Source organism: Psychrobacter sp. PAMC 21119 (genome assembly GCF_000247495.1).
GTDB classification, from domain to species: Bacteria; Pseudomonadota; Gammaproteobacteria; order Pseudomonadales; family Moraxellaceae; genus Psychrobacter; species Psychrobacter glaciei.
The window spans coordinates 267,073-293,639 of the sequence record NZ_AHVZ01000011.1 but is presented as its reverse complement, the minus strand read 5'-3'; the positions used below and the strand labels follow the sequence as shown (position 1 = coordinate 293,639).

The following is a 26,567-nucleotide window of genomic DNA, read 5'->3' as shown; positions in this document are numbered from 1 at the left end:
TCAGGTTGAGGTACACGCCCTAGATAGGATATCATTATTAAAGACACGGTAGCCAAAACCAGTTGAGTGTTTATGAGTATATTGGCTGTTACATAATCATAACCACACATAAAAAATGCCAGTAACTTATGCTACTGGCATTCTTATTTTTGATGGGTATGACATAGAGTAAGTCATTTTATATCGGACTTACCATGCCTCATAATATTAACTAGCGGTCTGTGGTGTTTTTTTATTTAAGATAAACACCAGTACCGCGCCCAAGATGACCGCGCTTGCTAGAATAAACGGTAGGGTCAGCTGCTCCGATAAAAATACCACACCAAGTATGGCAGCCAATACTGGTACGCAGAGTTGTACTACTGCCGCCTGAGTGCTTTTTAATAAAGGCATTGCCATATACCAAACGCTGTAACCCATGCCAGAAGCAATTGCGCCCGACGCGCAAGCCAATAAGATGCCCTCGATACTGATAGTGGCTAATGGCATGTTTTTTAAATAAGCCATACCAATGATAAGTAGTAGCGGAATAGCGACGAGGCTTCTGATAAAGTTAAAGCCCGTGGCTCGTAGCGGTGATACGCAGATTTTGCCGCGTATACTGTAGATGCCCCATGCCACGCCACTGACGGCCATCAATGTCGCTGCCAATACGGATGGGACAGCTGCTGATGGCAGCATAAGATAGACAAAACCTGCTACTGCTACGATAAAAGCCATCCATTGTAAGGCACTTAACTGCTCTTTTTTGTAAATACCCCAGCCAATCATGGTGAGTTGAACCGCCGAAAATAAAATCAACGCGCCAGTTCCGGTATCAAGCTCAACATAAGCAATCGAAAAGCAAAGCGCATACACCACCAAACTTAGACTGCTGAGCCAGCTGCCTTTGTCTTTCAAAATAGCTTTATTTTGTGGATTGTTGAGGGTTAAATCTTTGCGTCGTAGGTTATAGCTATAAACGCCCATAATAATGCTCAGACAGATAGCACCACTAAGCAGACGGATGATGGTGAAACTCCACGCATCTATGTATCCCTCTGCCAAGGCCATTCTACAAAAAAGAGAGTTTGCGGCAAATGCTACTAAGGCAATAATCGTGTATAACGTGGCTTTCAAAAATAATTCCTACAATCATTAAATTGGTTTTAATTAACTAGGGCGTGTCCTCAATTCAATTAATCATATCTAAACGGGCTAAAAATGGCTAAATTTTGTCAAAAATCGTTAAATAGCTGGTTAATATCCCGATATTATCTGCGCTATTTTCCTCGTTTGACTGCAATTTATCTCATTTTTATCACCATTTTTGAAATGAGGACACGCCCTAGAGTTTGTTGAACATTTATATGGTGTAAGGCGCGCTCAGTTTACCATCTATGGTACTTTTACTCGCCTTCCTTGTATCCAAAATATCTTGGATTGATTTAAAATGTCTTGGATCGACTATAGCAAAAATTTATTGTTGAGCCTTATATTGGAATGGAAGTAGTATAGTGCAATACCAAAAACTAACTTATAAATTAAAATGATACATACCTTATAAATAGACTCGATTTGAAAATGACAAGGAAAGAAAGATATGGATTGGGCAAGTATTTTTATTTATGACACCACATGGGCATTTGCCGCTGAAATTGTGATACGCGTCATCGTGATGTTTGCTCTGATCATTTTGTTTTTACGCTTTACTGGCAAGCGCGGCGTGCGCCAACTGTCTATTTTTGAGCTGACCATTATTTTATCACTTGGTTCTATTGCAGGTGATCCCATGTTTACTGAGGATCTTCCGATTATTCAGGCTGTACTGATTATGAGTACGGTAATTCTGCTTTATCGTTTATGTACTTGGGCTATGATGAAATATCAGCCTTTCGAAGATCTACTAGAAGGGAAGTCGCTCTACATAGTAGAAGACGGCATGCTGGTACTCGATAAAATTAAAAAGGGCAAAATGTCCCATGATGAGTTTTTTGCTGAAATGCGCCAACAAGGGGTTGAGCATCTGGGTCAAGTGCGTACTGGCTTGCTAGAGACAGACGGTAATTTTAGTATTTTGTTATATGCACCTGATCACACCATCTATGGTATGCCACTTTTCCCTAAGCAGTATCAACCCGTCAAAGAGATAGAGTCAGGAACGCATTATGCATGTATGCATTGCGGCTACGTCAATCACCTATCTGACCCTAGTCAGTGCTGCGAACGCTGTGAAAACGACTGTAGAAACTGGGCAAAAGCCTTAAATAGCAAGATTATTAGATGACAACTATATTGAATTATCTATGAGTAGATTGAGCAGTCTTATGTTGGTAGGTTTAGCGAGTGATACCAACGTAAGACAGCCCTAGACTGAACGTTTTTTGCACGCGCTAACTGAGTTAGGCGATTTTATACCAGTCAATTTTACGGGTCATGACCATCACGCAAGCGAGTAGTACAAAACAGAAAACAGCACCAAGCAATAAATTCATATCTTCAGTGGTTAAGATGCCGAAAAATGAGGCATACAATCCTGCCAGTGTGGCAGTAAAAATCGTGGCTCGTTTGATGCCGCCCAGTACATAATAAGTATACCAACCAATGAGTCCAACACAGGCGCTGGCAGCAATGGCATAAGCTTTCCAAAAGACGATCTGCTCAGCAAGTGGTAATAATAAAACATAAAAAACAAACAGCGCACAACCGACCAACAGGTACTGAATAGGGTGGATGCGGCTGGATTTAATCACTTCAAATAAGAAAAAAGTGCCGAATGAGACCAAGATTAATAGTAAGGCGTATTTCATCGCTCGTTCGGTTTGTAAATATACGTCATTAGGCTCAGCAAAACTCACACCAAAGCTGTTCAGGCGCACATTTTGGTAGCTGTCAGTCATGGTAGTGCCTTCTTCTGTGACAATACCTTCTACTGCTGTAATCGCATCATCAGGAGTCATTGACTGGCTACTGGTATCGAGAGTGGCTTTACTGATGACGACACATCGGTTGTTAGCGATTCTAAGACACTGCGACAAATCTTGATTGTTGGCGATCGTTAGATATTGATTTTGCCAACTGGCTTCAAAACCGTTAGCAGTAAATTTCTTGGCGTTAGGGAGCGCCTTGCCAATGAAATTGGGCGCATGCCAATTACTGCGCATCGTTAAGTTAAAGTTTTGTCCAGTCGGAACCGTATTTAAATTGCTAATACCCGCTAATGGCAAGTCAATCATGATGTCAGTCGCTTGAGTGCCTTTAATATCGGGCGACTGACTGCCTATATCTGTACTGGCCAATACCTCGCTGCTGGTGCTTGTGGCAATGAGACTGCTCCTACTTTGCTGGCTAGCCATGTTTTTCGTGGCAGGCTGCAATATGTTTTGCGGAATAGCGACTTCTACATAGGTCAGATTTTTCAGTAACGGTGTCTGCGGGTAAGTCGCTTTTATCGGTTTTTTATCAATGGTTACCGTTGGTAGAGTCGCGACGCCGCGCAGATCGGATACTGGAATAATCAATTTTGCTTCATTCCAGTGAATGATGGTTTCTCTGGGTTTCGTTTTATTATTACTGGCAGGTGTATTGACGGAGCTTTGCTCTGCACTAGCCGTGCTCGTCGCTTCATATAAGCGGCTGATGGTTGTATCAAAAGTGTAACGTTGGTCAAATTTCAATGTCCCATCATAACTGGTCGCATGATAGATGCCGCGCTTATAGGTATCAGTGCTTACCTCAAGATCTTGTGTTGCTTGGGTTTGATTTGCAAAAATGGTTTCAATTTTTGAGTAGGACGGTGCACATTTACTGGTTGTGCTAGGCGCTGTAATCTGACATTCAGGCGTGACAGTAGTCGGAATGGCAATAAATGGCGTAATGACTTCTTGCGGATTGATATGCTGCTGGGCGATTTCTTTGATCACCGACGCAGCATAATTTTGTCGCTCGTAAATTACTGAGCCAATCATATTGAGACCGATGGCGAAAATAATGCATAGCCCAGCGATGATAGATAGTTTGGTAAATAGTGTTTTTTGCATGAAAGCTCCTCATATGACTCTTTATTCCAAAACTGTCCATATAACAGTCAATAGGTTCAAAGAAAATCATAAAGGAGTGATAAAGAAAAAATATGTAAGAACAATGGAGAGTGTGTGGAATAATAAAAATCAGTGCTTTTTGGTGTCGCCAACTACTTTGTCCATAATCGCAAATAGCAAGCCGGATAGAACGAATGTCATGTGAATAATGACCTTCCACATGAGTTTGTCTGCTTCACCCTCACTCAATTCATTAGGAATATCCATAAATGATTTTAAAAGATCAATGGCAGAAATCGCAACGATGGCACCGATGACTTTTAATTTAAGCCCAGAAAAATCTACTTTCCCCATCCAACTGGGTCGATCAATATGATCGCCTGTATCAATTTTTGAGACAAATATTTCATAGCCACTGAATATGATGATTAATAATAAACTGGCTACTAACGAGAGGTCGACTAGCACTAATATATTGACAATGACATCTGATACCGAAGCGCTAAATACAGTATTAAACATCATGACTGTTTTTTGAATGAATTTTATAAATAATAAGATAATCCCTAAGACCAGCCCTAGATAAAAAGGCGCTAGTATCCAGCGGCTGTTAAAGATGGTTTTTTCTAAGTAGCGTTCAATGTTTTTTAGCATAGACATCTCTTGATATTCTTAAAGGTTGTAGGTCATTTACTTATAACGTGGTATAGGATAAATTTAAGAAAGCCATTCGAGCACTTGTTGTACTCGCTCCTTTCTATCGCCACCAATGCGCTGGAATGGTCTTTGGTGTTTATTTAGTTGGCTGGCGAAATAGGCGCTTATCTCGTCACGTTGATGTGGACTGTCTCGCAAGTCATCAGCGACCCATGGTGTATCAACGTCAGTCAATAATATCAAATCATAATGATGTGCCAATGCCGCTTGCTCAAGGGCGATAGGACAGTCGCCATAATACCAGTGAGAATAAACCATTAGCTCAAACAGACTGGTATCACAAAACAAATAATGGCTAGCATTGGACGTCTGAGCGACTTGTTTGGCCAATTTATTTTCTAACGTAATCTGACCTTGTGCGATAGGTAGCAGGTCATCCCACGTGCAAGTCAGTTGCTCGTCATCCCATTTTGCTTGTAAGTAGGTGCGCATATATTCTGATACCCAAGGGCTATCAAAATGTGCTGCCAAACCCCGACATAAAGTCGTCTTGCCCGTACTTTCTGCGCCTAAAATAGCGACATTTATGACAGATTTAGGCGTATGCTGTATGAGATTGAATGCGATAGCGTCGTTGCCATTCATAATATGCCCAGATTGCGATGAGAGTGAAGACTACATATTGTAGCGCGGTAAACGTAAAACCTTTATAAAAGTATAGCGGTACCGATATCGCATCGGCAATAATCCATAGTATCCAATGCTCAATCTTGCGCCGTGCCATGAGCCACATCGCCATAAGGAACAAGGCGGTAGTGAACATATCAGTGTAGTCAACCCACGTAAATAAATGCAGTCCAAGTACTGCACCATCGAAGCTAAAACCGTTATTGATGACTGGACGGAAATAATAAATCAGTGCTACAAACACCATCGTTCCTGCTGCCAAAGCAGAGAGTATAGGTATGTCGCCTGCATGCAGATGCTCGATACGGACATTATTAGCATCGTTTGACTGCTTATGCTCAACAGATTGAATCTTCTTATTCTTTGACCAATTAATCCAGCCATATAGGCTCATCACGGTATAGTAAGCGTTGATAAACATATCGCCAAACAGCTGCCACTTCCACAGTAAATAGACAAATATAGCAGTGCTGACCAAGCCAATAGGAAAGACCAGAATATTGGTTTTGCTGGCAAGTAAGACACTTGCCACGCCAAAGACGACGGCAATCAGTTCAAGGACAATAAATATCGTAGAGTAGTCAGCGTATTGACCAAATAACCAATTGAGAAGTTCTGCCATTAGCTTTCCTAAATATGAGCGTGTATTGATATTTTTGCTAAATAATATAGTTCGATGAATAGTACAGAGTGAAACAGCGCCAATTATAACGTAGCTACCGTAAAATGAACTGAGTCTTTGCTTATTTATGGCGAGAAACAGATTATTTGTAACAAAGTATTAGAAAAATTATAATATTCAGGCATAATAAAGGCACTGATTTTAAGTTTACAGTTATTCACTGAAATTGAATGGCTATTATTTTTCCACTTTTATGCTTATTCCAAGCACCACAGTAGTAGACAAGGAAGCTTATCATGACGACTTGTATCACGGGCACGGGCCTATATATCCCACCTTACAGCATCAGCAACGAAGAGTTAGTAGAGTCATTTAACCAGTATGTTGAAAATTATAATGCAAAGCATGCTGATGAGATAGCAGCAGAGACTGTGACCGCACTTGAGCCTTCTTCAGCTGCTTTTATCGAAAAAGTATCGGGTATCAAATCACGTTATGTGATGGAAAAAGACGGCATTTTAGATCCTGAAATCATGGCTCCCGTGATTCCTTATCGCAATCTAGGCGAAGAGCTGTCTATCATGGCAGAAATGGGTGCCGCAGCGCTTAGAGATGCTTTGGCTGATGCTGGACTTGAGGCCAATGACTTGGATGGTATTATCCTTGCTTGCTCAAACTTCCAGCGCACTTATCCTGCGGTTGCCATCGAGATTCAAAATGAAATCGGTATGATTGGCGGCTTTGCTTATGATATGAACGTCGCTTGTAGTGCCGCGACTTTTGGTCTATCACAAGCGCACGGCTCTATCGTCTCTGGTTTGGCCAAGCGCATCGCTGTGGTCAACGTAGAGATTACCTCGGCGCATCTAAACTGGCGTAACCGTGATAGCCACTTCATCTTTGGTGACGTAGCGACAGCGTCTATCGTTGAAGATCTCGATACGCCAAAAGGTTATGAGATTCTTAACTCTAAGCTATTTACTCAGTTTTCGACTAACATAAAAAACGAATACGGCTTTATGGATCGCTCAGAGTTTTTAGCGGCACAGACTGAGATGTATCCGGATATCAAAGAACCAGTCACGGATAAACTGTTTCTACAGAATGGTCGTAAAGTATTCCGTGAAGTCTGTCCAAAAGTGTCAGAGATCATCACAGAGCATTTGACTGAGAACGAATTACAAGCCAGTGATGTGAAAATGATGTGGTTACACCAAGCCAATGCCAATATGTTAGATTTAATTCTACGTACAGTCATCGGTAAAGAAGCAGATAAAGCGATTGTCCCAAGCGTCATTGCTGAATTTGCCAATACCAGCTCAGCCAGCCCGATGATTGTGTTCCATCGCTATAAAGATGAGTTAGCATCAGGTGATTTGGGCGTGATTTGTTCATTCGGCGCAGGTTATTCGATTGGCTCAGTATTGGTTCGTAAAGTGTAGCGTTTCATTCTAGATCTTTTTTAACGATAAAAATAGCCAAGATCTTTCTTGGCTATTTTTTTATGTCTACGTTTTTAGCATCGCATTTTATAACCACTGACTGATGAGAAAACAGGATAGTATTTCAGCAGCGATAGGAATGTCTGCCAATAGAATGGCAAAATTACTTAGAATAGCAGCAAGATTACTCAGAGGTTTTAATTTACGGTGAAAAATTTGCTATAATCACGCTCTTACTCTTATCATCCAATTAAAAGTCCTTTTATGAAAGAATCCTTACGCCTGCGTTTAGACCAGATGGTAGACCGTTATGAAGAGGTCACCGCCTTGTTATCAGATCCTAGTGTCATTAGTGATAATAATAAATTCCGTGAATTGTCTGTCGAGCACAGCGATTTGATGGATATCACTACTTTATGGCAAAACTACGTGGGTGCAGAAACGGATCAGGCCGATGCAGAAGCTATGCTGGCTGATGCGACAGATCCTGACATGAAAGAGATGATGCAAGACGAGATTGATAATGCTCGTGATACCATCATAAAGATGGAAGAAGCGCTTAATCTTATGATGCTACCAAAAGATCCTAACGATAAAGTGCCAGCATTTTTGGAGATTCGTGCAGGGACCGGCGGCGATGAGGCAGCGATTTTCTCTGGTGACTTGTTCCGAATGTACCAAAAATACGCACAGAGCCAAGGCTGGACATTGGACGTGCTGTCTGCAAGCGAAGGTGAGCATGGCGGGTATAAAGAAATCATCACTCGCGTATCAGGCAACAGCGTCTATGGTCGCCTAAAGTTTGAGTCTGGCGTGCACCGTGTCCAGCGTGTTCCTGAAACCGAAAGCCAAGGCCGTGTGCACACCTCAGCTTGTACCGTTGCAGTCATGCCTGAAGTTGAGATTGATGATACCGTCGAGCTCAACCCAGCTGATATCCGTTTTGATACGTTCCGTTCAAGCGGGGCTGGTGGTCAGCACGTTAACACCACCGACTCAGCTGTACGTTTGACACACATTCCAACGGGCACAGTCGCAGAGTGTCAACAAGAGCGTAGCCAACACAAAAACCGCGCACAAGCGATGAAAATGCTCATTTCACGTATTCAGCAGGTTAAGGTACAAGCACAAGTCGATGTTGCTGATTCGATGCGCCGTGACTTAATCGGTAGTGGCGATCGCAGTGAGCGTATTCGCACCTATAATTTCCCGCAAGGGCGTATGACCGATCATCGTATCAACCTGACCTTATACAAGCTCGACTCTATTATGGAAGGCGACTTGGATGAGATTCTTGACTCACTACTACGTGAGCATCAGGCTGATTTGATGGCGAGTATCGGCGGTGGCGACTAGCAGCCAATCCTACAACACATTGGCAGTTTTATGATTTTTCATCATGATGTCATTTTTTTATAATAATAGGGTCTGTTGAACATTCAAATGTGGAACTGGCAGTGGCTGTTTTTTAGACAATACGCAGTGAAATTTTTGACGCCTAGCATTCTAGGTTAGACAATTTCGCCATGTATTGGCAAAAAATAGTCCCGCCCCGAAGGGCTGATGCTAAAATCACCCCAAACGTTGTTATAAACCTAACTAAGGTCTAGACATTATCGTCGGTTTACGCCTAGTTTGATGCTGATTTTAGCGATCAGCAGTCCTAATATTTGAATGTTCAACAGACCCTAAGCATTGATTTAATTTTTCTGTTTTCGTTTATCCATTTAATTACCTAATAATATTGAGAGTGTTATGTCAAAGCACAACAATCAGAATCAAGAGCAAGCCCCAGAAGACGCTAACGAGCTAATTGCTCAGCTGCAAGCTAAGCTAGACGATATCACTGCTTCAGGCAAGCAGCCTTATCCAAATACGTTCAAACGCACCGATTATGCACAAGACTTACAAACAGCCTTTGACGGCGTCTCAAAGCAAGAAATTGAAGAAAAAGCGGCGAATGGCGAAAAAACACAGGTCAACGTAGCAGGTCGAGTCATGCTCAACCGTGGCTCGTTTATTGTCATCCAAGATATGAGCGGCCGTATTCAGCTATATGTCGCGCGTAAAGAGCTCGATGATGAGACGCGTGCGAGCATCAAGTCGCTAGATTTGGGTGACATCGTAGGTGTATCAGGTTATATCGGTCGCTCAGGTAAAGGCGATCTATACGTGCATATCGAAGAGATCAATCTGCTAACCAAATCATTACGTCCCATGCCAAATAAATTCCATGGTTTGGCAGATGTGGAAGCCCGTTATCGCAATCGTCATCTTGATCTGATGACCAATGAGACAACTCGCGATACGTTTATGATTCGCAGTCAGGTCGTCAGCGGTATTCGTAAATTCATGCTGAATGAGCGCTTCATGGAAGTTGAAACGCCAATGATGCATCCGATTCCAGGTGGTGCTGTTGCACGTCCGTTTGTGACGCATCATAACGCTTTAGACATGCCGCTTTATTTACGTATCGCGCCTGAGCTTTATTTGAAGCGTTTGGTGGTTGGCGGTTTTGAGAAAGTATTTGAGATTAACCGTAGCTTCCGTAACGAAGGCGTCTCAACCCGTCACAATCCTGAATTTACGATGATTGAGTTTTATCAAGCGTATGCGGATTATCATGACTTGATGGATTTGACCGAGCGCTTATTTAATGAGTTGGCGATGGATATCTTGGATACGACTGAGATTACTTATCAAGAAGAAGCCATCAGCCTAAAAGCGCCGTTTGCTCGTTTATCGATGTCTGATGCGATTGCCAAATATGCCGAAAACTTCGACATGGCGCATATCAATGACCGTGAGTATCTAGCAGAGTACGCATCTACTACGCTCAAGCAGCAAGTAAAAGATGGCTTTGGTGTGGGTAAACTGCAAACGATTATCTTTGAAGAAACCGCTGAGCATCAATTACGCCAGCCAACCTTTATCACTGAATATCCTGCAGAAACGTCACCACTCGCGCGCCGTAGTGACGACAATCCTGAGATTACCGATCGCTTTGAATTGTTCGTTGGTGGTCGCGAATTGGCCAATGGCTTTAGTGAGCTAAATGACCCAGCAGATCAGGCGGAACGCTTCCGTGGTCAAGTCGCTGAAAAAGACGCAGGCGATGATGAAGCCATGCATTTTGACGAAGAATATATCGAAGCATTGTCTTATGGTTTGCCACCGACAGCAGGTGAGGGTATAGGTATTGATCGCTTAGTCATGCTACTCACTGATTCAGCGAGCATTCGTGATGTGATTTTGTTCCCACACATGCGTCGTAAGCTTGACAACTAGACTAGCGTCTACTTATTATGAAATATAGTCAATCCTATCTAATTTAGGTACGATGTCAGGCTCGCTTGGTTTACTACTTGTAGTGTTTTCACTCGCCTTCCTTTGTGCCTAAATTATATTTAACCGACTATGACGCTGTTACTGAACTGAGTATAGAGCGAGTTTTGCAACGTTGATGGCAGACGCTCAGTGGTTTATGAGCACTCATTTATAGGGATATTATGGACACTCAGCACCTACCGCTCTCAGTTTGGCAGCAGATGATTCAGCAAAGCTTCTTATCTTTGTACGATGTATCAGAAGAAGACAGTAACCATTCCCAGCATCTATTGCAGGGTTATGACTTTGTTTTTGAGTTCTCTGGTGCGACGGTTTACCTTATCGTCAATGATGTGGTGATGCAGGCCAATCAGCAAGAAATTGACAGTACGCAGGTTCGTGAGTGGCGAAAAGAAGTGGTTAATCAATTAATCAAGCGTCATGCGCAGCTTTATCTAAAAAATGATAAGGCACTGGCTGACGCAAACGCGTCGGCATCGAACAAGGCGATTTATTTTATTGGTCTGACGTCACTTGCTATTAAGCATAAAAATGATAACTCAGAGTCACAACCCCATACCGTCAATTACGAGTATGGCAGTCAGTTCTTTGCCGAAGACTGTGTGCTGGACTTGGACGATGAGGAGAGTGTCTTACAAGTATTTAGTCATCAAAACTTTGTCGACATTCTCAATCAATTGGTGACCCCGAGTGATCTTAGTGCTTATTTGGACTTTCATCGCCGCAAGCTTGCTGGCTTTGAGACGTTTCAAGACGAATCAATGTTGCTCACCCAATTTTTACAGTCGCCTGATTTTCACCAGAGAGCCATTGAGGTGCAAGAGCAGTTGGTCGCTCATCAGTTAGTAGACCAAGTGGAACCGCGCTTGCTCACAGCAGCAGAACCCGACCAAGTAACTTTTGCTAATGCGCTGATGTTCGATATTCAAAAGAATACTCGCATGTGGTACAAGCTATTTAATAGCTTGATTCAGCAGTATTATGAGGCGGGAACACCACTGCCAAAAGAGCAGGTCGATGTGTTGGTCGATGAGTCAATGTATACCTATGCGTGTTTAATAGAAAAGATATTGGCGCATAGAACGATTGATAAAGATTCAAACTGGAATGGTTATGTTTGTCATGAGCATTCTTATCATGTATTTGGTCGCCATTATTTGATGGTGTTTTATGCACAAGATGAAAATAGCACATTAAGTGCAGACAAGGTGCGCGCCTCGCATCAGGATTTATTGTTCGAGCTTAATTCACAAATGCAGCAGCCGGTGATGGACCATTTGTTCTTAGTTGGCGTAGAGGTTAGACCTTGTGAAGACAGCGTCAATACTGAGGTGCATGTTGACGTGTTTCATCAAAATGGCTCGGCTATCGACGCAAACACTCAGCGCTTATACGAGCAATTGGCTGAGCTAAGATCGCAGTCATAGACTCATTATATTGTAGATCGCTGATCTGATGCTTCACCTACATTTGTACTTTTCACATTGGCAGTTACTATATTGGCAGTTACTATGACGCAGCAATATCAAGTTTTAGCTCGCAAATACCGTCCCAAGAACTTTCATGAATTGATTGGGCAAACGCACGTCTCGCAAGCACTGATTAATGCCATTGATTATAATCGTCTGCATCATGCTTATCTCTTTACAGGTACGCGCGGTGTGGGCAAGACGACGATTGCGCGTATTTTATCCAAGTGTCTGAATTGTGATACTGGGGTGACTAGTACGCCTTGCGGTGTGTGTGATAACTGCGTCGCCATCGATCAAGGTCGTTTTATTGATCTGATTGAAATTGATGCGGCCTCTCGTACCAAAGTGGAAGACACCCGCGAGCTGTTAGATAACGTGCCTTATGCGCCAAGCCAAGGACGTTATAAAGTGTACCTAATTGATGAAGTGCATATGCTGTCTATGCACAGTTTTAATGCACTACTCAAGACTTTAGAAGAACCGCCTGAACATGTGAAGTTTTTGCTAGCGACGACCGATCCACAAAAATTGCCGATTACTATTATCTCGCGCTGTTTACAGTTTGTGCTGCGTCCGTTGCCGCAAACCTTGCTGAGTGAGCATCTGGCAAATATCCTTACCCAAGAGCAGGTAGGTTATACTCAGCCAGCACTTTGGCAATTGGCCAGTGCGGCAAAAGGCTCGGTACGTGACGCTTTATCCTTGACCGATCAAGCCATTGCTTTCGGTCAAGGTGCGCTGGATGATGTCACTGTCAATGCCATGCTTGGTCTCATTGATGCGGCTGATTTGGTCAGTTTAATTACCGATATCTATAATCACGATAAATCTGCCGTCGCTGCACATATTGAGCAAATGCGCGCGCAAATGGTTGATGCGACGAGTATGTTTGATGGGCTGGCTGAGCTATTACATCAATTGGCGTTGACCCAACTGCTTCCTGAAGTGGCTCTCAACGTAAATGAAGCACAAGCCCAAGACATTAATACGCTTGCGCAGCATATGAGCCCAGACGTCCTGCAACTGTATTATGAAATTGTCGTGCAAGCGCGTGAAGGTGTTAAGCTTGCCAGTACCCCGATGCAAGCGCTGGAGATGTGCATTTTACGTTTGTTAGCCTTTCGTCCGTTGCCAGTCGATGAAGTACTAAGCCCTATTTATGATGGTTCTGTGTCATCTAAAGTACCAGCTATAGAAAATACAACTTCTACACAGGCAGCCATTACCCATTCAGCTTCGATACCGCCGTTACAGCCTTATAATATCGACTATCAAGAGCAAGCCAGTATTGAGCAGCCAAACGCTAGTTTGGATGAGAATGCGTTAAGTATTAATCCAGCTCATGAGCCTGAACCCGTTGTTGAGCCTGAACCCGTTGTTGAGCCTGAACCCGTTGTTGAGCCTGAACCCGTTGTTGAGCCTGAACCCGTTGTTGAGCCTGAACCCGTTGTTGAGCCTGAACCCGTTGTTGAGCCTGAACCCGTTGTTGAGCCTGAACCCGTTGTTGAGCCTGAACCCGTTGTTGAGCCTGAACCCGTTGTTGAGCCTGAACCCGTTGTTGAGCCTGACGCAAATGATTCTCAATTACTGTCTGAATCTGATGATCCACGCATGTTGTTGCGCTGCGCACCGCAAGAATTGATAGGCGAGTGGACACCAGAGAAATGGGATTATTGGCTACAAACTGCTCGTGAAGCCGAGATTTTGGCACAAGATGAGTTGGCACTTGCTCGTCAAGGTATGATGACGGGTCTATGTAATGGCAAATCGACCTTTGTTACCAGCGTTGACAGTAAGCACTTGCAGGTAACCTTTCAGCAACTGGCAGAAAAACTGCAACAGCAGTTCATACAGGCAGATATTGGTCTGCAAATCGATGGTAGCGTCATGCAAGCGGATGACAAAACACCTGAGCGTCGTCAACAAAAGCGTTTGGTACAAGCAAAGACGGTAGCAGAATCAAAATTGATGAATACACCGGTGATGAAATATCTGACCGAGCGCGGCGAAGGAAAAATGGGCAAAGTTCAGTTGTATTAAACAGTCAGAAAAATGATTATTAAGATTATTTAATAGTATGTGTAGTTAATAGATACAATGTATTATAAAAAATATCAAGTCGATGTTATACTATCGCCTTGATATTTTTGCTTTTATTACTGATGAAATAAACTTAATTCAAACAACAGCAGTATATTTAATCGCTGTAAGGTAAACTAAAATCCTTTATAATGGTTAAGTTATACTAAAAATTAAAACGCAGCTTAGGTGAGAATATGTTGGATAATTTACGCGGTATGGCTGTGTTCGCCAGTGTGGTTGGACATGGCTCGTTTAGTGGCTCAGCTCGTGAGCTTGGTATTACCACCAGTGCAGTCAGTCAGCAAATTCGCTCGTTAGAAAACGACTTGGGTGTCGTACTATTGCATCGCTCTACCCGTAAGCTCAGTTTAACGGAAGCGGGTGAGAGTTTTTACGAAGCGGCAAAAGACGTGGTCAGTGCGGCTGAGCAAGGTAGAATTAAAGTCAATCAGTTACGTGATGAGCTCGCAGGTAGCTTGCGTGTGGCTACAACACCTGAGCTTGGAGTCAATCATATTTTACCGGCCTTATCGACTTGGATGGCGGCACATGATGACCTAAGTGTTACTTATTTAGCAGACAATCATTATATCGATATGATTGATGAGCGTATCGATATCGCGATTCGTATGAGCCCAACGATCAATGATTCTAGTTTGAGTAGCCATCCTTTAACGGATGTGCGCCAGATGCTTGTCGCCTCACCACAGTATCTACGCCAACATGTAAAACTTAAAACCCCTAAAGATTTGGCCGAACATCAGCTGATTTGTATTGAAATCATGAAAGATGCCAATCAGATTGATATGATTCAGACCGAAACTGGCAAAAAATCGCGCATAAAACTGAACTCACGCATTTATACCAATAATGTGTTTATGGCCACAACTTTAGCAAAAGAAGGCCACGGTTTGGTTAGAATGATGGAAATGGACATTAGAAAAGAGCTAGAAAGTGGTGAATTGGTCGAAGTATTGACTGGTTATCAGCTGCCGAGCTTTGTGCTATATGCGGTTACTCTAAATCGCGATCAGCAGCCGGCTAAAATTACGCGTTGTCTAGAAGTGCTGAAAAAATATTTCCATGCGAATTAACTTTTAATCTATTTATATATAGTCGATTCAATTTAAAAGTAGTACAAGGCAACCGAGTGTAGACGTATATTAAATACTTCAAGCGAGGTTAACGCAGTAATACTTTTATAGTGGAATGACTATACCCATAAAACTTGATCAGTAGTAAGCAAAAGAAGCCTATAGATAGCGATTATCTATAGGCTTCTTTTTAACTGTAAATAGGTTTTTTTTCTTTAAACCTTTGGGCTAAAACGACGGCTTTAATAAATTAATCAAACGATCAGCCACTTGTGTGCTCTCGTCACGGCTGATGTTAAGCGGTGGCAGTAAGCGTACCACATGGCCACCGGTTACATTGATAATTAGATTTTGCTCGTCACGGGCACGATCCACCAGCTTGCTACAATCCAAATCTTCAGGTAGCGCGATACCAATCATCATACCAGCGCCGCGACTGCTAACGCCATATTGTCCCAATGTATCGACTATACTTTCTCTGATGAATAAGCCTTCAGTCACTGCGTTTTCCATGATATTGCTGTTCGCTAATACCTCGTAGACGCTATGAACCACGCGGCTGGCTAATGGCGTGCCACCATAAGTAGAGCCATGGCTACCAGCACCGAACAAGCCGTTAGCGCGACCGCGTACCATACAAGCGCCGACTGGAAAGCCATTACCTAGACCTTTGGCTGTCGTCAATACATCAGGACGAGCATTGCTATGTTGATAAGCAAAATATTTACCAGTACGGCCATTACCGGTTTGCACTTCATCCAGCATAAATAGCCAGTTATGAGCATCACATTCTGCTTGCAGCTCTTCTAAATAAGTAAAGCCATTGGGGGCAGTATTGAGTCCACCCTCGCCTTGGATAGGCTCTACAAAGATGGCGCAAATGTCATCATGAGCTTGCGCGGCTTGCTTAACCGCTGCAATATCGCCAAAGGGCACACGGATAAAGTCATCGTCCAAGGTATAAAAACCTTCGCGTGCTTTTGGATTGGCGGTTGCTGATAAGGACAGTAAGGTACGGCCATGGAACGACTGCTCCATTACAATGACCTTTGGACGTTTAAAACCTTGCTTGTATGCATATAAACGCGCCATTTTTAACGCCGCTTCGTTTGCTTCAGCGCCACTATTAGCAAAAAACACACTGTCCATCTGAGCTGCTGTACATAGCACTTCGCCAGCGCGCTCTTGCCAATCGATACCGAATAGGTTGCTCGTATGAACTAAGGTACCTGCTTGCTGCTGGATAGCATCAGTCACTTGTGGATGGCAATGTCCTAAGCCGCACACCGCGATACCAGTTAAGGCATCTAAGTATGGCGTATCGTCTTTGGTATAAAGCCAACTGCCTGAACCGCGTGTAAAGCTGATTGGTTGACGATTATAAGTGGGCATCAGGTAAGTAGCAGACATGTAAAACATCCTTGGTATAATAATTGAATAAAAGTGTAGGTTATAGTTCGTCAGAGAAAGGTGTGGTTTCCGCAGGCAACGTGTAGTCTTCGTTTGCCCAAGCACCTAAGTCGATAATTTTGCAGCGACTGCTACAGAATGGTTTATATTTATTGTCTTGCCATGCCGTCTGGGTACCGCAGCGTGGACAAGGATAGGTCTTGGGGGAGGTGTTTGAAGTAGAGTCAGTCATAATAAGTGAGGCCATCCTCATGGTTATTAGGAAAAGTATAATCAGTGAACGAGAATCGGTATAATAGCATGGGGCTAAAGAATGACAAAAGGCAAATACCCGTCTATCTCTGTCAAACCAAATCAATCTAAGCAGAGCCAATAGTTTAACAATCAAATTGATACCTTGCTAAAGGTTATCATTCACAGGGCTATATCTTATCATGATGCAACAACCAACGCTTTCTCATCAGAAAACCCGAGCTTTTCAACCACATAAACTGTCAGCACCGCGTGACTTTATTATTCCAAATATCATTAATGACAATAAAGATGAAAAACCGTTAATGCTAGAGATTGGGGCAGGGAAGGGTAAGCACGCGCTTAGTTTTGCTACACAGAATCCTGGCAAGCAGCTGATAGCCATTGAACGTACTCGTAATAAGTTTGAAGCATTTGCTAAACTTGCCACACAGCAAAATGTAGCTAACTTAAATGCTATTCATGCTGATGCCATCGCGTGGATCGTACATGCGATCGCACCCCGTAGTATTGCTAAAATTTTTATACTATACCCCAACCCTGAACAGCACAATCCTAATCAGCAATGGTTGAATATGCCATTTTTTGAGTTCTTATTATCGCGTCTAAAAGTAGGCGGAGAAGTGGTACTAGCGACTAATATAGAAGCGTATATGGATAATGCAGCGCAACAAGCCTCTGCGGCATGGTGTTTGCCAAATACTCGCTACCACGTGCCAATAGACAGTGAGCGTACGCACTTTGAGGTTAAGTACCTAGCACGCGGAGAGACATGTTGGGAGCTGACGATGCGTAAGCCAGAGGGCTATAAAACGAGGTTTGATGATTGGCATGTTAGTAATTTGAAAGACAAAAAATAGCCTAATCAAATAACGCAACCATTGAGAATCATTCATAATAACAAATTATATCGTATATTAAATAGCCTAAGCAAATAAAATGATTACATGAAAAAGACTGCCACTAAAGGACAGTCCAAAAATTACACTCATTTCATATTACAAGTAAGGCTTCACTAATTTATTAGAATCCGTATAGGCGTCTAAAACTGTTAAAAGAGTATAAGCACCAATAAACTTACGACTAATAAACATAAATTCTTTTGGTGGAAGATTAAATTCAAAAGACTGCATCGCCCGTGTCGCAGCAGATGAGAGGCGTGAATGCAGTTTGCTATTTGCCCAGATATAGCGATTTTGTTCATCCAAACACTCAGTAGGAATGTCGCTATTCATCGCGGGATCACTAAAAGGCTCAGTTGCCAATAAAAATAACGAGGCAATATCGGAACGGACTTTGTCACTCATCGTGTCAAAAAAGTCATAGCCAGTCATGGCTTGGATCATCGCCTGATGATCATGACGATAACCAGCTTTTAGTAAACCATGAGCAATCGTCAATAGAGTATTATCAAACTGGCGAATAGCACCAAAATCTAGTAATACTAACTTATCAATATCATTTTCATTATCGCTGACACGGACGAGGTAGTTACCAAAGTTTGGGTCTGTTTGCATCTCGCCCCAAACAAAAATCTCTTGCATCATAATTTCTATGGCTGCTTGACCAATGGCATTGCGGCGCTCGTGGGGCAAAAGCTGTAGCGCTTCAGAAACAACACTAATGCCAGGCTCATAAGACATACATAACAGACGTTTGCTCGAATAAGTACGATTTATTTTGGGCACAGCATAACGTGGATCATCTATTAAGCGCTCATAAAAACGCTCAGTGGTTGCAGCCTCTGCCTCATAATCAACTTCGTGATGGAGTAGGTCGCGTATCTCTTCAAACCATGCATCGAGCGAGCGCGTTTGCGGGACAATGTTGCTGACTTTTAGCAAACGCTTAAATAAGGCAAGATCAGAGTTGATGGCGTCTGCGACCCCTGGATATTGAATTTTTAACACCACTTGCTCACCAGTCGCTAACACCGTGGCTCGATGGACTTGGGCAAGAGAAGCTGTACCAATCGGGATAGTATCTACATCAAGCTCACTGAGTTTGTCACCCAATAGTTGACGCAAGGTATGCTCGATGGTTGGCCATGATAGGGTAGCCGTATCATCATTAAGCGTTTGTAAGGCACGCGTTATCTCAGGCGGCAATACATGCTCACCATAAATGGCCAACATTTGACCGATTTTTACTACTGAGCCTTTCAGTTTGCCCAGTTCTTCTGCCACATAATTTGCCTGCGCTTCCATAAAAGCTTGGTTACGTGCCGTGCGCGCTTCTTTATTCAAAAACATACCAGACACGCTATTGCCTGCCCAACGACGACCAATATTTAGAGAGGTTTTGGCAATCGACATACGACGCTCAAACCCTGAGGTTTTTAAGTTGTCAATTGACTGCTTATTATTAGAAGGTTTAGACGTATCATTTGCCATAAATATAATCATTCATCCAGTTGGTATTGATTTGCGGGTTCAAAACCTACAATACAAGAGAGATGCGACGCGCAGGTACAAACGGGTACAAAATTGTATCATATAAAGAGAAGGCGGTTTATAAGCCTTAGTTGACTACTGGCAGTTACTTTGTAAGCTAAAGTAAGATTCGAACGTTTACACACGTTAGCCACTGTTGTTGCTACAAAAGACTTCATAAAGTAAAAAGTTTGCATCGATTTAAAGATACAGCAAAAAACACGACCTAGCATAGTACTAGGGCGTGTCATTAATTAGCACATTGATATATTTTAGTAGTCTTAGAATGGCTAAATTTTGCCAAACATCGTCAGAAAGCTTGTTAATAATGAACTATGCCTTTGCTTCTTCGCGGGTAATCGCATGATGACCGATATCGCGGCGATACTGCGCCCCATCAAAGCTGATTGCACCTGTTACTGCCAATGCGGCTTGTTGAGCTTCTGAGATAGTATCTGCTAATGCCGTCACGCATAATACTCGTCCGCCATTAGTAATAACTTCTTTATTATTACCCGTATTTGCCGTATCAGCATTGCTATTATGCGAAAAGGCCGTGCCTGCGTGAAAGACTTTAACCGCATTATCACTATTGGCATCCAACTCTGGCAAGCCAGCAATCACATCACCTTTTGAAGAAGTTTCAGGATAGCCTTTTGAGGCAACCACGATACCAAGGGCAGGGCGCGCATCCCATTGAGCATCACTTGGTAATTGACCAGCCAGCCCTTGAGCGACTAAATCTACCATTGAAGACTGCAAACGCATTAAAATAGGCTGTGTCTCTGGATCACCAAAACGGCAGTTAAATTCGATGACATACGGATCGCCTGCCTTGTCAATCATGAGGCCTGCATATAAAAATCCAGTATAAGGATGACCGGCGGCATTCATAGCGTCAACCACGGGCTGAATAACTTGTGCCATTACCTTGTCATGAACCTCTTGAGTAACGACTGGTGCAGGAGAATAGGCACCCATACCGCCAGTGTTAGGCCCAGTGTCGCCTTCAAAAGCGCGCTTATGATCTTGGCTAGTTGCCATCGGCAGGATATTCTTGCCATCAACCATACAAATAAAGCTGGCTTCTTCACCTTGTAAAAACTGCTCGATAACCACACGGCTACCGGCATCGCCAAACTTATTGTCAGCCAGCATATCGTCGATTGCATCATGTGCTTGTTCGACAGTCTCCGCAACGATGACGCCTTTACCAGCAGCTAGACCATCCGCTTTGATAACAATAGGCGCACCTTGCTCATCAATATAGGCTTTGGCAGCATCAGCGTCTGTAAATCCTTGATAAGCCGCCGTTGGAATATTGTTCTGTGCCATGAATTCTTTGGCAAAGGTTTTTGAGCCTTCTAATTGCGCACAATATGCGGTCGGTCCCCAAGCCTTAATACCAGCAGCACGGCAGGCGTCGACGATACCTGTAACTAGTGGAGCTTCTGGGCCTACGATGACCATATCGATAGCGTTATTTTGGCAAAACTCGATGACAGCACTGTGTTCGTCCGCCTCACTGCGTGCAGGCTCTAAAACAACGTTTTGGCATTTAGGTTCAAGGGCAGTACCAGCATTGCCTGGCACGACGTAAACGTGTTGGACATTGTCGTCTTTTGCACATTGCCATGCTAGCGCGTGTTCGCGACCACCTGAGCCAATCACCAAAATATTCATCATACGTTTTGCCCTTAGCATTAAAGTTAATAATGAGTTAGTCATACACTCTGAGAGATACGGTCATATTCTAACAAAAAAAGTGTCTTGATTACCATGAGTATCCACTTGCCAGCAAGTATTCGCCAACAATTAAGGCCTCATTGTCTCATGAGCAAAGGTTATCGGCATGTTGCTGATTCATGAAATGATGTTGTACGCTTTAGCTATGAGCGTAGGTGCGTTACACTTCAACATATTAACGGTATCAAATCTAGCAAGCCGTTTGCTCTTATAAAAGTTAGGCAATAAAAACCAGGAGAGGATGCCAATAATAACAAGGTAGCTCACGAATAGAGTACTACCATCTGACATCGGTAAGATTCATTATATTCAAACGTTGCTAGTCATTGATATTGATTAATGAGTGAAAATAGATAGAGAAAATTGAAGTACTAAACTTATAACAAGGACAGCAAACATGCCAAACTCTCTAAGTATCGCAAAAGAGCACATAAGCCAAATAAGCGATATTGCCACCAACTATGTACAAAATGACAAATCGCTATTTGATCATTTTATTCATAGTTATTACCAGCCGCTGCATCAGGAAACAGCAGAGGCGATAAGTAATACTGATTTAGCTGGCATGGCACTCCATCATTTTACGCTACTGAAATCTTATGATGGCAAAAAACCACAACTCGCCATTTTAAATCCAAAGGCAGAAGAGCAGCATTTCCACAGCTCACACACAGTCATACAGATAGTGGCTTACGACAGGCCGTTCTTGGTAGACACAATCTTGATGAGCCTTGAGGCTCAAGGTATCGACGTCCATCGCACGTATAACATCATTATTAGTGTTGCGCGTGATGATGACGGCAATATCGTTCATATTGAAGGCGCGCATGAAAGCGCCACGTCTCACTTATCTTTGATTCACTGCGAAATTGCCTATCAAGACGACGAAGAATTGGCGGCATTACAAGAACTATTATTAGCAAAAGTGGACACGCTTGATACGGTCGTTGGCGATTGGAAGCAAATGAGAGAAAAACTGACTTCTATTCAATCTGAACTGTCAAAAAAACCACTGCCAGAAGTATTCTATTCTCAGAAAGAGATTCAAGCATTTTTGGATTGGATATTAGACGATCATTTTATCTTTTTAGGCTATCGTGAGTACCGCTTAGAAGGCGGTAGTATGATGGATGTCAATAGCGACGCTACTAACGCCAAAAATGCAGACTTGGATTTATTTGCTATTGGTAATAGTGGGCTTGGTCTGCTACGTGGCGCTGAAGAAGACAAACTGTCAGAAAGCTTTAGCCAATTGCCAACAGTACTCAAGCAGCTATTGACTGAGCCGCGCGTATTGATGCTCTCTAAATCAAGCCGTGTCTCACCTGTGCATCGTCCAGTATATATGGACTTTTTGGGTATTCATAAGTTTGATGACAACGGTAAACTGGTCGGTGAATATCGATTTATTGGTTTGCTAACGTCGCAAGCCTATCAGCTGACCGTTCAGCAAATACCATTACTACGCGAAAAAGCCAATAAAATCATGGCAATGGCGTATCTGCCACGAGATGGTCATGCACACCATAAGATGATGCACGTCATCAATACCTTGCCACGTGATGATCTGTTTCAAGCCAGCGTCGAAGAGTTATATCCAATTGTCTCTGGCATCAGCCAATTACAAGACAAAAAGAGCCTACGTCTATTCAGCCGCATCGACCATTATCAGCGTTTTGTTTCCTGCTTGGTCTATATTCCCCGTGATAAATTCAACACTGAATTGCGCATTAAAGTACAAAATGTCTTGAAAGATGCTTACGGTGGCACGTCATCTGGCTTTACCACTGAGTTTAATGAATCTGCCCACGCTCGTGTGCATGTCCATGTACGCACCGTGCCCGGTCAAGTTAATGAAGTGAATACGGCAGCTCTAGAAGAAAAGCTATCGGCACTCATGCAGTCATGGGGTGATCATTATCAAAAAATGCTACTCGATAATGTGGGTGAACAACAAGCCAATGCACTCAATCGTCGTTTTTTAAACTATATACCTGCCGCTTACCAAGAGCGCTTTGATGCTCGTACTGCCGTCGAAGATGTCAAGCGTCTGGCTGGGTTAACCGACGTTCAGCCAATGATTTGGCACTTGTATCAGTCAACAGGTGACGCGAGTAATCAGTTGCACCTGAAGCTCTATGGTCGTGAGCAACCAGTCATCTTGTCAAAAGTATTGCCCATTCTTGAAAACTTTGGTGTCTCGGTGATTTCAGCGCAAACCTATGAGTTTGACTTGCCTGAGAAGCCTATTTGGATGCAAGAGTATGAGCTCACCTTGGAACATGTCGATACGGTCAATATGCAAGTGGTGCGCAATCAATTTGAAGAGAGCCTCAAGCAGATTTGGGCAGGACGTGTTGAGAGTGACTCTTTTAACGAGCTGGTATTAATTACCAAGTTAGATACTCATGATGTGGTTGTGCTCCGTGCCTTGCAGCGCTACATGATGCAAGCCCGTGCACCATTCTCTAGTGCTTATATTCAGCAGACTGTGGTCAAAAACAGCGACATTAGCGTGGCATTAAGCAGCTTGTTCGATGCACGCATGAATCCTAAATATAGTGAAGATGAGCGCCAAGAAAAAACCACGCAGATTCAAGAGCAAATTACAGCAGCATTGATAGACGTCGATAGCTTGGATGAAGATCGTATCTTGCGTTGGTATTTAGATTTAATCAATGCGATGGTGCGTACCAACTTTTATCAGAGAGACAGTGAAGGTGTACGTAAAGACCGCCTATCGTTTAAGTTTTTGGCAGCAGATATTCCAAACTTGCCCAAGCCTAAGCCAATGTTTGAGATATTTGTCTACTCGCCACGCGTTGAAGCCGTACATCTACGCGGTGGTAAAGTCGCCCGTGGTGGTCTACGTTGGTCAGATCGTATGGAAGATTTCCGTACCGAAGTACTTGGTCTGGTCAAAGCGCAAATGGTCAAAAACGCGGTTATTGTTCCTGTCGGTTCAAAAGGCGGCTTTATCGTCAAGACCAAATCTATGGCAGATGGACGCGAAGCATTCCAAGCCGAAGGTATCGCCTGTTATCAGACGTTCTTACGCGGTATGCTCGATGTCACGGATAATATTGTGGATGGAAAAATTGTCCCGCCAGCCGATACGGTACGTCATGATGAAGACGATCCATACTTAGTTGTTGCAGCCGATAAAGGCACGGCAAGTTTCTCTGATATTGCCAACGCCTTGTCTGCCGAATACAACTTCTGGCTCGATGATGCCTTTGCCTCAGGCGGCTCGGTCGGTTATGATCACAAAGCCATGGGTATCACCGCTCGCGGTGGTTGGGAGTCGGTTAAACGTCACTTCCGTATGCGCGGCATGGACATTCAAAACCGTGACGACTTCACTGTGGTCGGCATCGGTGACATGAGTGGTGATGTATTTGGTAATGGTATGCTGCTCTCAACCCATACCAAGCTGGTCGCTGCTTTTAACCATCTGCATGTCTTTATTGACCCTAATCCAGACACTGCTGCCTCATATGCCGAGCGCGCACGTTTGTTTGAATTGCCACGCTCATCGTGGGCTGATTATGAAAAATCATTAATCAGTCAAGGTGGTGGTATATTCTCACGTCAAGATAAAAGTATCGCTATCAGTGCTGAAATGAAAGAGCTCTTCGATATTAGCGAAGACAACTTAGCCCCTAACGATCTCATTAGCGCCTTGATGAAGTCACCGGTCGACCTCATTTGGAACGGTGGTATCGGTACTTATGTAAAAAGTGAAAGCGAAAGCCATGCCGATGTTGGTGACCGTGCTAATGATGTGCTGCGTATCAATGGTAATGAGCTGCGCTGTGCGGTGATTGGAGAAGGGGGTAATCTGGGCTTCACCCAGCAAGGGCGTATCGAATACGCACAAACGGGTGGGCGCATTTATACCGATGCCATCGATAACTCAGGCGGCGTGAACTGCTCAGATCATGAAGTCAATATCAAAATCCTACTCGGCAAAGTAGTCGAACAAGGCGATATGACTTTAAAACAGCGTAATGAGCTGTTAGAAAGTATGACTGATAATGTGGCAGAATTGGTGCTACGCCAGAACTATCTACAACCGCAAGCGATTGAGCTAAGCCATATTCGTGCCGCTGCCAACTTAAGCGATCATCAGCGCTTTATCCAGATGCTAGAAGGTGAAGGGCGTCTTGACCGTGCTATTGAGTACTTGCCATCAGACGAAGAGATTGCCAAGCGTCAAAAATCAGATGCGGGTTTGACCCCTCCTGAGCTTGCCGTGGTCATGGCATATGGCAAAATGTGGGTTTACGACAACTTGTTGCTATCTGACTTGCCAGATGACCCGTATTTCATCAATGAGCTGCGCAAGTACTTCCCAGATGAGCTGGCTACGCGGTTCTTTGATGAGATGACTGAGCATCGTTTGCATCGTGAGATTATTAGTACTTATATGACCAATAGTGTGGTCAACCGTTTGGGTATCGAAGCATTGTTCCGTCTCTATGAAGAAACAGACCAATCTCTAGCGACCATCATCCGTGGATACGCGATTAGCCGTGATGTCTTTAATGTATCAAAAGCTTGGAACACGCTTGAGTCGTTAGACAATAAAGTCGATGCGACATTATTGCTTAACCTTGAGCTACGTCTACGTGATGCGCTCGAGCGCGGTGTGGTTTGGTTTATCAATACCTTTGGGCAAAACTTGCAAGTCGCTGATATGATCAGCCGCTTTAGGGATAGTGTTGAGAAATTAACCAAATCAGGCGGGTTCATTGAGCAGCAATTTGCAGAGTACTTAGAAGAAGACACTCATAGCCTAATGCAAAAAGACCTGTCCGATAGTGATGCCACCTTGTTTGCTATGCTGCCTTACCATGTCGATGCGCTAGATGCGGCGTTACTTGCCGAGCAGTATGAACGTCCTGTCGATGAGATTGCGACTCTATACTTTGAAGCCTATCAAGTCTTGCAGCTCGATTGGATGACGGATAACATCGCGACTTTACCGCAACAAGGCTATTGGGATCGCCGTGCACGTCATGCCTTAGCGAACGAATTATCACGCAGCTTGCGTCTATTGATGGATGCTGTTCTCTCAAAACCAGATGCAAAACAAGCATTTAGTGAATGGAAGTCTCGTCATCAAAACCAGCTCGAATTGATAACGACAGAGATGCATAAGCTCGATAGTAATGATGAGATTCAAATCAGTCTGTCAACGCTATCTGTGCTCATGAGTGAGCTGAGCGGCTTAGTGACAAAGTAGCTAGAATAGCAACTAGCAAAACAGTTGCTATTAAAATAATTGATCGTAAAAAACCA

The 26,567-nt window shown here is 43.4% G+C and carries 18 protein-coding genes; 9 read left to right on the top strand and 9 right to left on the bottom strand.

Annotation, left to right across the window (positions count from 1 at the left end; genetic code table 11):
- Nucleotides 1-207: 207 nt before the first annotated feature.
- On the bottom strand, nucleotides 208-1,119 hold the full coding sequence (locus RH96_RS05125) for a DMT family transporter (RefSeq protein WP_010198081.1): 912 nt from the start codon (nucleotides 1,117-1,119) through the stop codon (nucleotides 208-210).
- A 463-nt stretch (nucleotides 1,120-1,582) separates the two neighbouring features.
- Between RH96_RS05125 and RH96_RS05120 the strand changes: the two genes are divergently transcribed.
- Nucleotides 1,583-2,266 (top strand): DUF421 domain-containing protein, encoded by a 684-nt coding sequence (locus RH96_RS05120; RefSeq protein WP_010198080.1) that lies wholly within the window; start codon nucleotides 1,583-1,585, stop codon nucleotides 2,264-2,266.
- 115 nt (nucleotides 2,267-2,381) lie between these two features.
- Here the strand turns inward: RH96_RS05120 and creD are convergent, their stop codons facing one another.
- The 4 genes from creD to pnuC all read right to left on the bottom strand — a co-directional run bounded on the left by creD (nucleotide 2,382) and on the right by pnuC (nucleotide 5,985).
- The gene (gene creD, locus RH96_RS05115; RefSeq protein WP_010198079.1) at nucleotides 2,382-4,019 is read right to left on the bottom strand and encodes a cell envelope integrity protein CreD; all 1,638 of its coding nucleotides are present in this window, start codon (nucleotides 4,017-4,019) and stop codon (nucleotides 2,382-2,384) included.
- Nucleotides 4,020-4,148: 129 nt separating this feature from the next.
- Nucleotides 4,149-4,673, bottom strand: a complete 525-nt coding sequence (locus RH96_RS05110) for a TIGR00645 family protein (protein WP_026037149.1) — start codon at nucleotides 4,671-4,673, stop codon at nucleotides 4,149-4,151.
- A gap of 63 nt (nucleotides 4,674-4,736) precedes the next feature.
- A complete protein-coding gene (locus RH96_RS05105; RefSeq protein ID WP_010198077.1) occupies nucleotides 4,737-5,321 on the bottom strand; it encodes an AAA family ATPase in 585 nt (194 codons plus the stop codon).
- A complete protein-coding gene (pnuC, locus tag RH96_RS05100) occupies nucleotides 5,272-5,985 on the bottom strand; it encodes a nicotinamide riboside transporter PnuC (RefSeq protein ID WP_010198076.1) in 714 nt (237 codons plus the stop codon). The genes RH96_RS05105 and pnuC overlap by 50 nt, the downstream gene beginning before the upstream one ends.
- Nucleotides 5,986-6,281: 296 nt before the next feature.
- Here pnuC and RH96_RS05095 point away from each other — a divergent pair, with 296 nt between their 5' ends.
- From RH96_RS05095 to RH96_RS05070, 6 genes are all read left to right on the top strand, one after another.
- Nucleotides 6,282-7,427, top strand: coding sequence for a beta-ketoacyl-ACP synthase III (locus RH96_RS05095; protein ID WP_010198073.1), 1,146 nt, complete (start codon nucleotides 6,282-6,284; stop codon nucleotides 7,425-7,427).
- A 264-nt stretch (nucleotides 7,428-7,691) separates the two neighbouring features.
- Entirely contained in the window at nucleotides 7,692-8,783 is a 1,092-nt protein-coding gene (gene prfA, locus RH96_RS05090) for a peptide chain release factor 1 (protein ID WP_010198072.1), read from the top strand.
- A gap of 399 nt (nucleotides 8,784-9,182) precedes the next feature.
- Nucleotides 9,183-10,715, top strand: a complete 1,533-nt coding sequence (gene lysS / locus RH96_RS05085; protein ID WP_010198071.1) for a lysine--tRNA ligase — start codon at nucleotides 9,183-9,185, stop codon at nucleotides 10,713-10,715.
- A 221-nt stretch (nucleotides 10,716-10,936) separates the two neighbouring features.
- The gene (locus RH96_RS05080) at nucleotides 10,937-12,202 is read left to right on the top strand and encodes a hypothetical protein (protein WP_010198069.1); all 1,266 of its coding nucleotides are present in this window, start codon (nucleotides 10,937-10,939) and stop codon (nucleotides 12,200-12,202) included.
- Between the two features lie 84 nt (nucleotides 12,203-12,286).
- Nucleotides 12,287-14,287 carry a DNA polymerase III subunit gamma/tau gene (dnaX, locus tag RH96_RS05075; RefSeq protein WP_010198067.1) on the top strand — a complete coding sequence of 667 codons (2,001 nt, stop codon included), beginning with the start codon at nucleotides 12,287-12,289 and terminating at the stop codon, nucleotides 14,285-14,287.
- Nucleotides 14,288-14,523: 236 nt separating this feature from the next.
- Complete coding sequence (locus tag RH96_RS05070) at nucleotides 14,524-15,423, top strand: LysR family transcriptional regulator (protein ID WP_010198065.1); 900 nt, start codon at nucleotides 14,524-14,526, stop codon at nucleotides 15,421-15,423.
- Between the two features lie 228 nt (nucleotides 15,424-15,651).
- Here RH96_RS05070 and RH96_RS05065 read toward each other — a convergent pair whose 3' ends face one another.
- Both RH96_RS05065 and RH96_RS14740 read right to left on the bottom strand, forming a co-directional pair.
- A complete protein-coding gene (locus RH96_RS05065; RefSeq protein WP_010198063.1) occupies nucleotides 15,652-16,833 on the bottom strand; it encodes an aspartate aminotransferase family protein in 1,182 nt (393 codons plus the stop codon).
- A 40-nt stretch (nucleotides 16,834-16,873) separates the two neighbouring features.
- Nucleotides 16,874-17,065 (bottom strand): DNA gyrase inhibitor YacG, encoded by a 192-nt coding sequence (locus RH96_RS14740; protein ID WP_010198061.1) that lies wholly within the window; start codon nucleotides 17,063-17,065, stop codon nucleotides 16,874-16,876.
- A gap of 202 nt (nucleotides 17,066-17,267) precedes the next feature.
- On the opposite strand from RH96_RS14740, the gene trmB reads away from it, so the two are divergent.
- Entirely contained in the window at nucleotides 17,268-17,945 is a 678-nt protein-coding gene (trmB, locus tag RH96_RS05060; RefSeq protein ID WP_010198058.1) for a tRNA (guanine(46)-N(7))-methyltransferase TrmB, read from the top strand.
- A gap of 138 nt (nucleotides 17,946-18,083) precedes the next feature.
- Here the strand turns inward: trmB and RH96_RS05055 are convergent, their stop codons facing one another.
- Both RH96_RS05055 and purD read right to left on the bottom strand, forming a co-directional pair.
- Complete coding sequence (locus tag RH96_RS05055; protein ID WP_010198056.1) at nucleotides 18,084-19,478, bottom strand: ABC1 kinase family protein; 1,395 nt, start codon at nucleotides 19,476-19,478, stop codon at nucleotides 18,084-18,086.
- Nucleotides 19,479-19,850: 372 nt separating this feature from the next.
- Nucleotides 19,851-21,200, bottom strand: coding sequence for a phosphoribosylamine--glycine ligase (gene purD / locus RH96_RS05050; RefSeq protein WP_010198054.1), 1,350 nt, complete (start codon nucleotides 21,198-21,200; stop codon nucleotides 19,851-19,853).
- Between the two features lie 460 nt (nucleotides 21,201-21,660).
- On the opposite strand from purD, the gene RH96_RS05045 reads away from it, so the two are divergent.
- Nucleotides 21,661-26,511, top strand: coding sequence for an NAD-glutamate dehydrogenase (locus RH96_RS05045; RefSeq protein ID WP_010198052.1), 4,851 nt, complete (start codon nucleotides 21,661-21,663; stop codon nucleotides 26,509-26,511).
- The last annotated feature ends 56 nt before the right edge of the window (nucleotides 26,512-26,567 follow it).

Coding starts and splice junctions, on each gene's coding strand:
- RH96_RS05080 (WP_010198069.1), top strand. CDS start 10,937: ATGGACACTCAGCACCTACCGCTCTCAGTTTGGCAGCAGATGATTCAG.
- RH96_RS05045 (WP_010198052.1), top strand. CDS start 21,661: ATGCCAAACTCTCTAAGTATCGCAAAAGAGCACATAAGCCAAATAAGC.
- dnaX (WP_010198067.1), top strand. CDS start 12,287: ATGACGCAGCAATATCAAGTTTTAGCTCGCAAATACCGTCCCAAGAAC.
- trmB (WP_010198058.1), top strand. CDS start 17,268: ATGATGCAACAACCAACGCTTTCTCATCAGAAAACCCGAGCTTTTCAA.
- lysS (WP_010198071.1), top strand. CDS start 9,183: ATGTCAAAGCACAACAATCAGAATCAAGAGCAAGCCCCAGAAGACGCT.
- RH96_RS14740 (WP_010198061.1), bottom strand. CDS start 17,065: ATGACTGACTCTACTTCAAACACCTCCCCCAAGACCTATCCTTGTCCA.
- RH96_RS05120 (WP_010198080.1), top strand. CDS start 1,583: ATGGATTGGGCAAGTATTTTTATTTATGACACCACATGGGCATTTGCC.
- RH96_RS05055 (WP_010198056.1), bottom strand. CDS start 19,478: ATGGCAAATGATACGTCTAAACCTTCTAATAATAAGCAGTCAATTGAC.
- RH96_RS05105 (WP_010198077.1), bottom strand. CDS start 5,321: ATGAATGGCAACGACGCTATCGCATTCAATCTCATACAGCATACGCCT.
- RH96_RS05110 (WP_026037149.1), bottom strand. CDS start 4,673: ATGCTAAAAAACATTGAACGCTACTTAGAAAAAACCATCTTTAACAGC.
- RH96_RS05095 (WP_010198073.1), top strand. CDS start 6,282: ATGACGACTTGTATCACGGGCACGGGCCTATATATCCCACCTTACAGC.
- purD (WP_010198054.1), bottom strand. CDS start 21,200: ATGAATATTTTGGTGATTGGCTCAGGTGGTCGCGAACACGCGCTAGCA.
- creD (WP_010198079.1), bottom strand. CDS start 4,019: ATGCAAAAAACACTATTTACCAAACTATCTATCATCGCTGGGCTATGC.
- prfA (WP_010198072.1), top strand. CDS start 7,692: ATGAAAGAATCCTTACGCCTGCGTTTAGACCAGATGGTAGACCGTTAT.
- pnuC (WP_010198076.1), bottom strand. CDS start 5,985: ATGGCAGAACTTCTCAATTGGTTATTTGGTCAATACGCTGACTACTCT.
- RH96_RS05065 (WP_010198063.1), bottom strand. CDS start 16,833: ATGTCTGCTACTTACCTGATGCCCACTTATAATCGTCAACCAATCAGC.
- RH96_RS05070 (WP_010198065.1), top strand. CDS start 14,524: ATGTTGGATAATTTACGCGGTATGGCTGTGTTCGCCAGTGTGGTTGGA.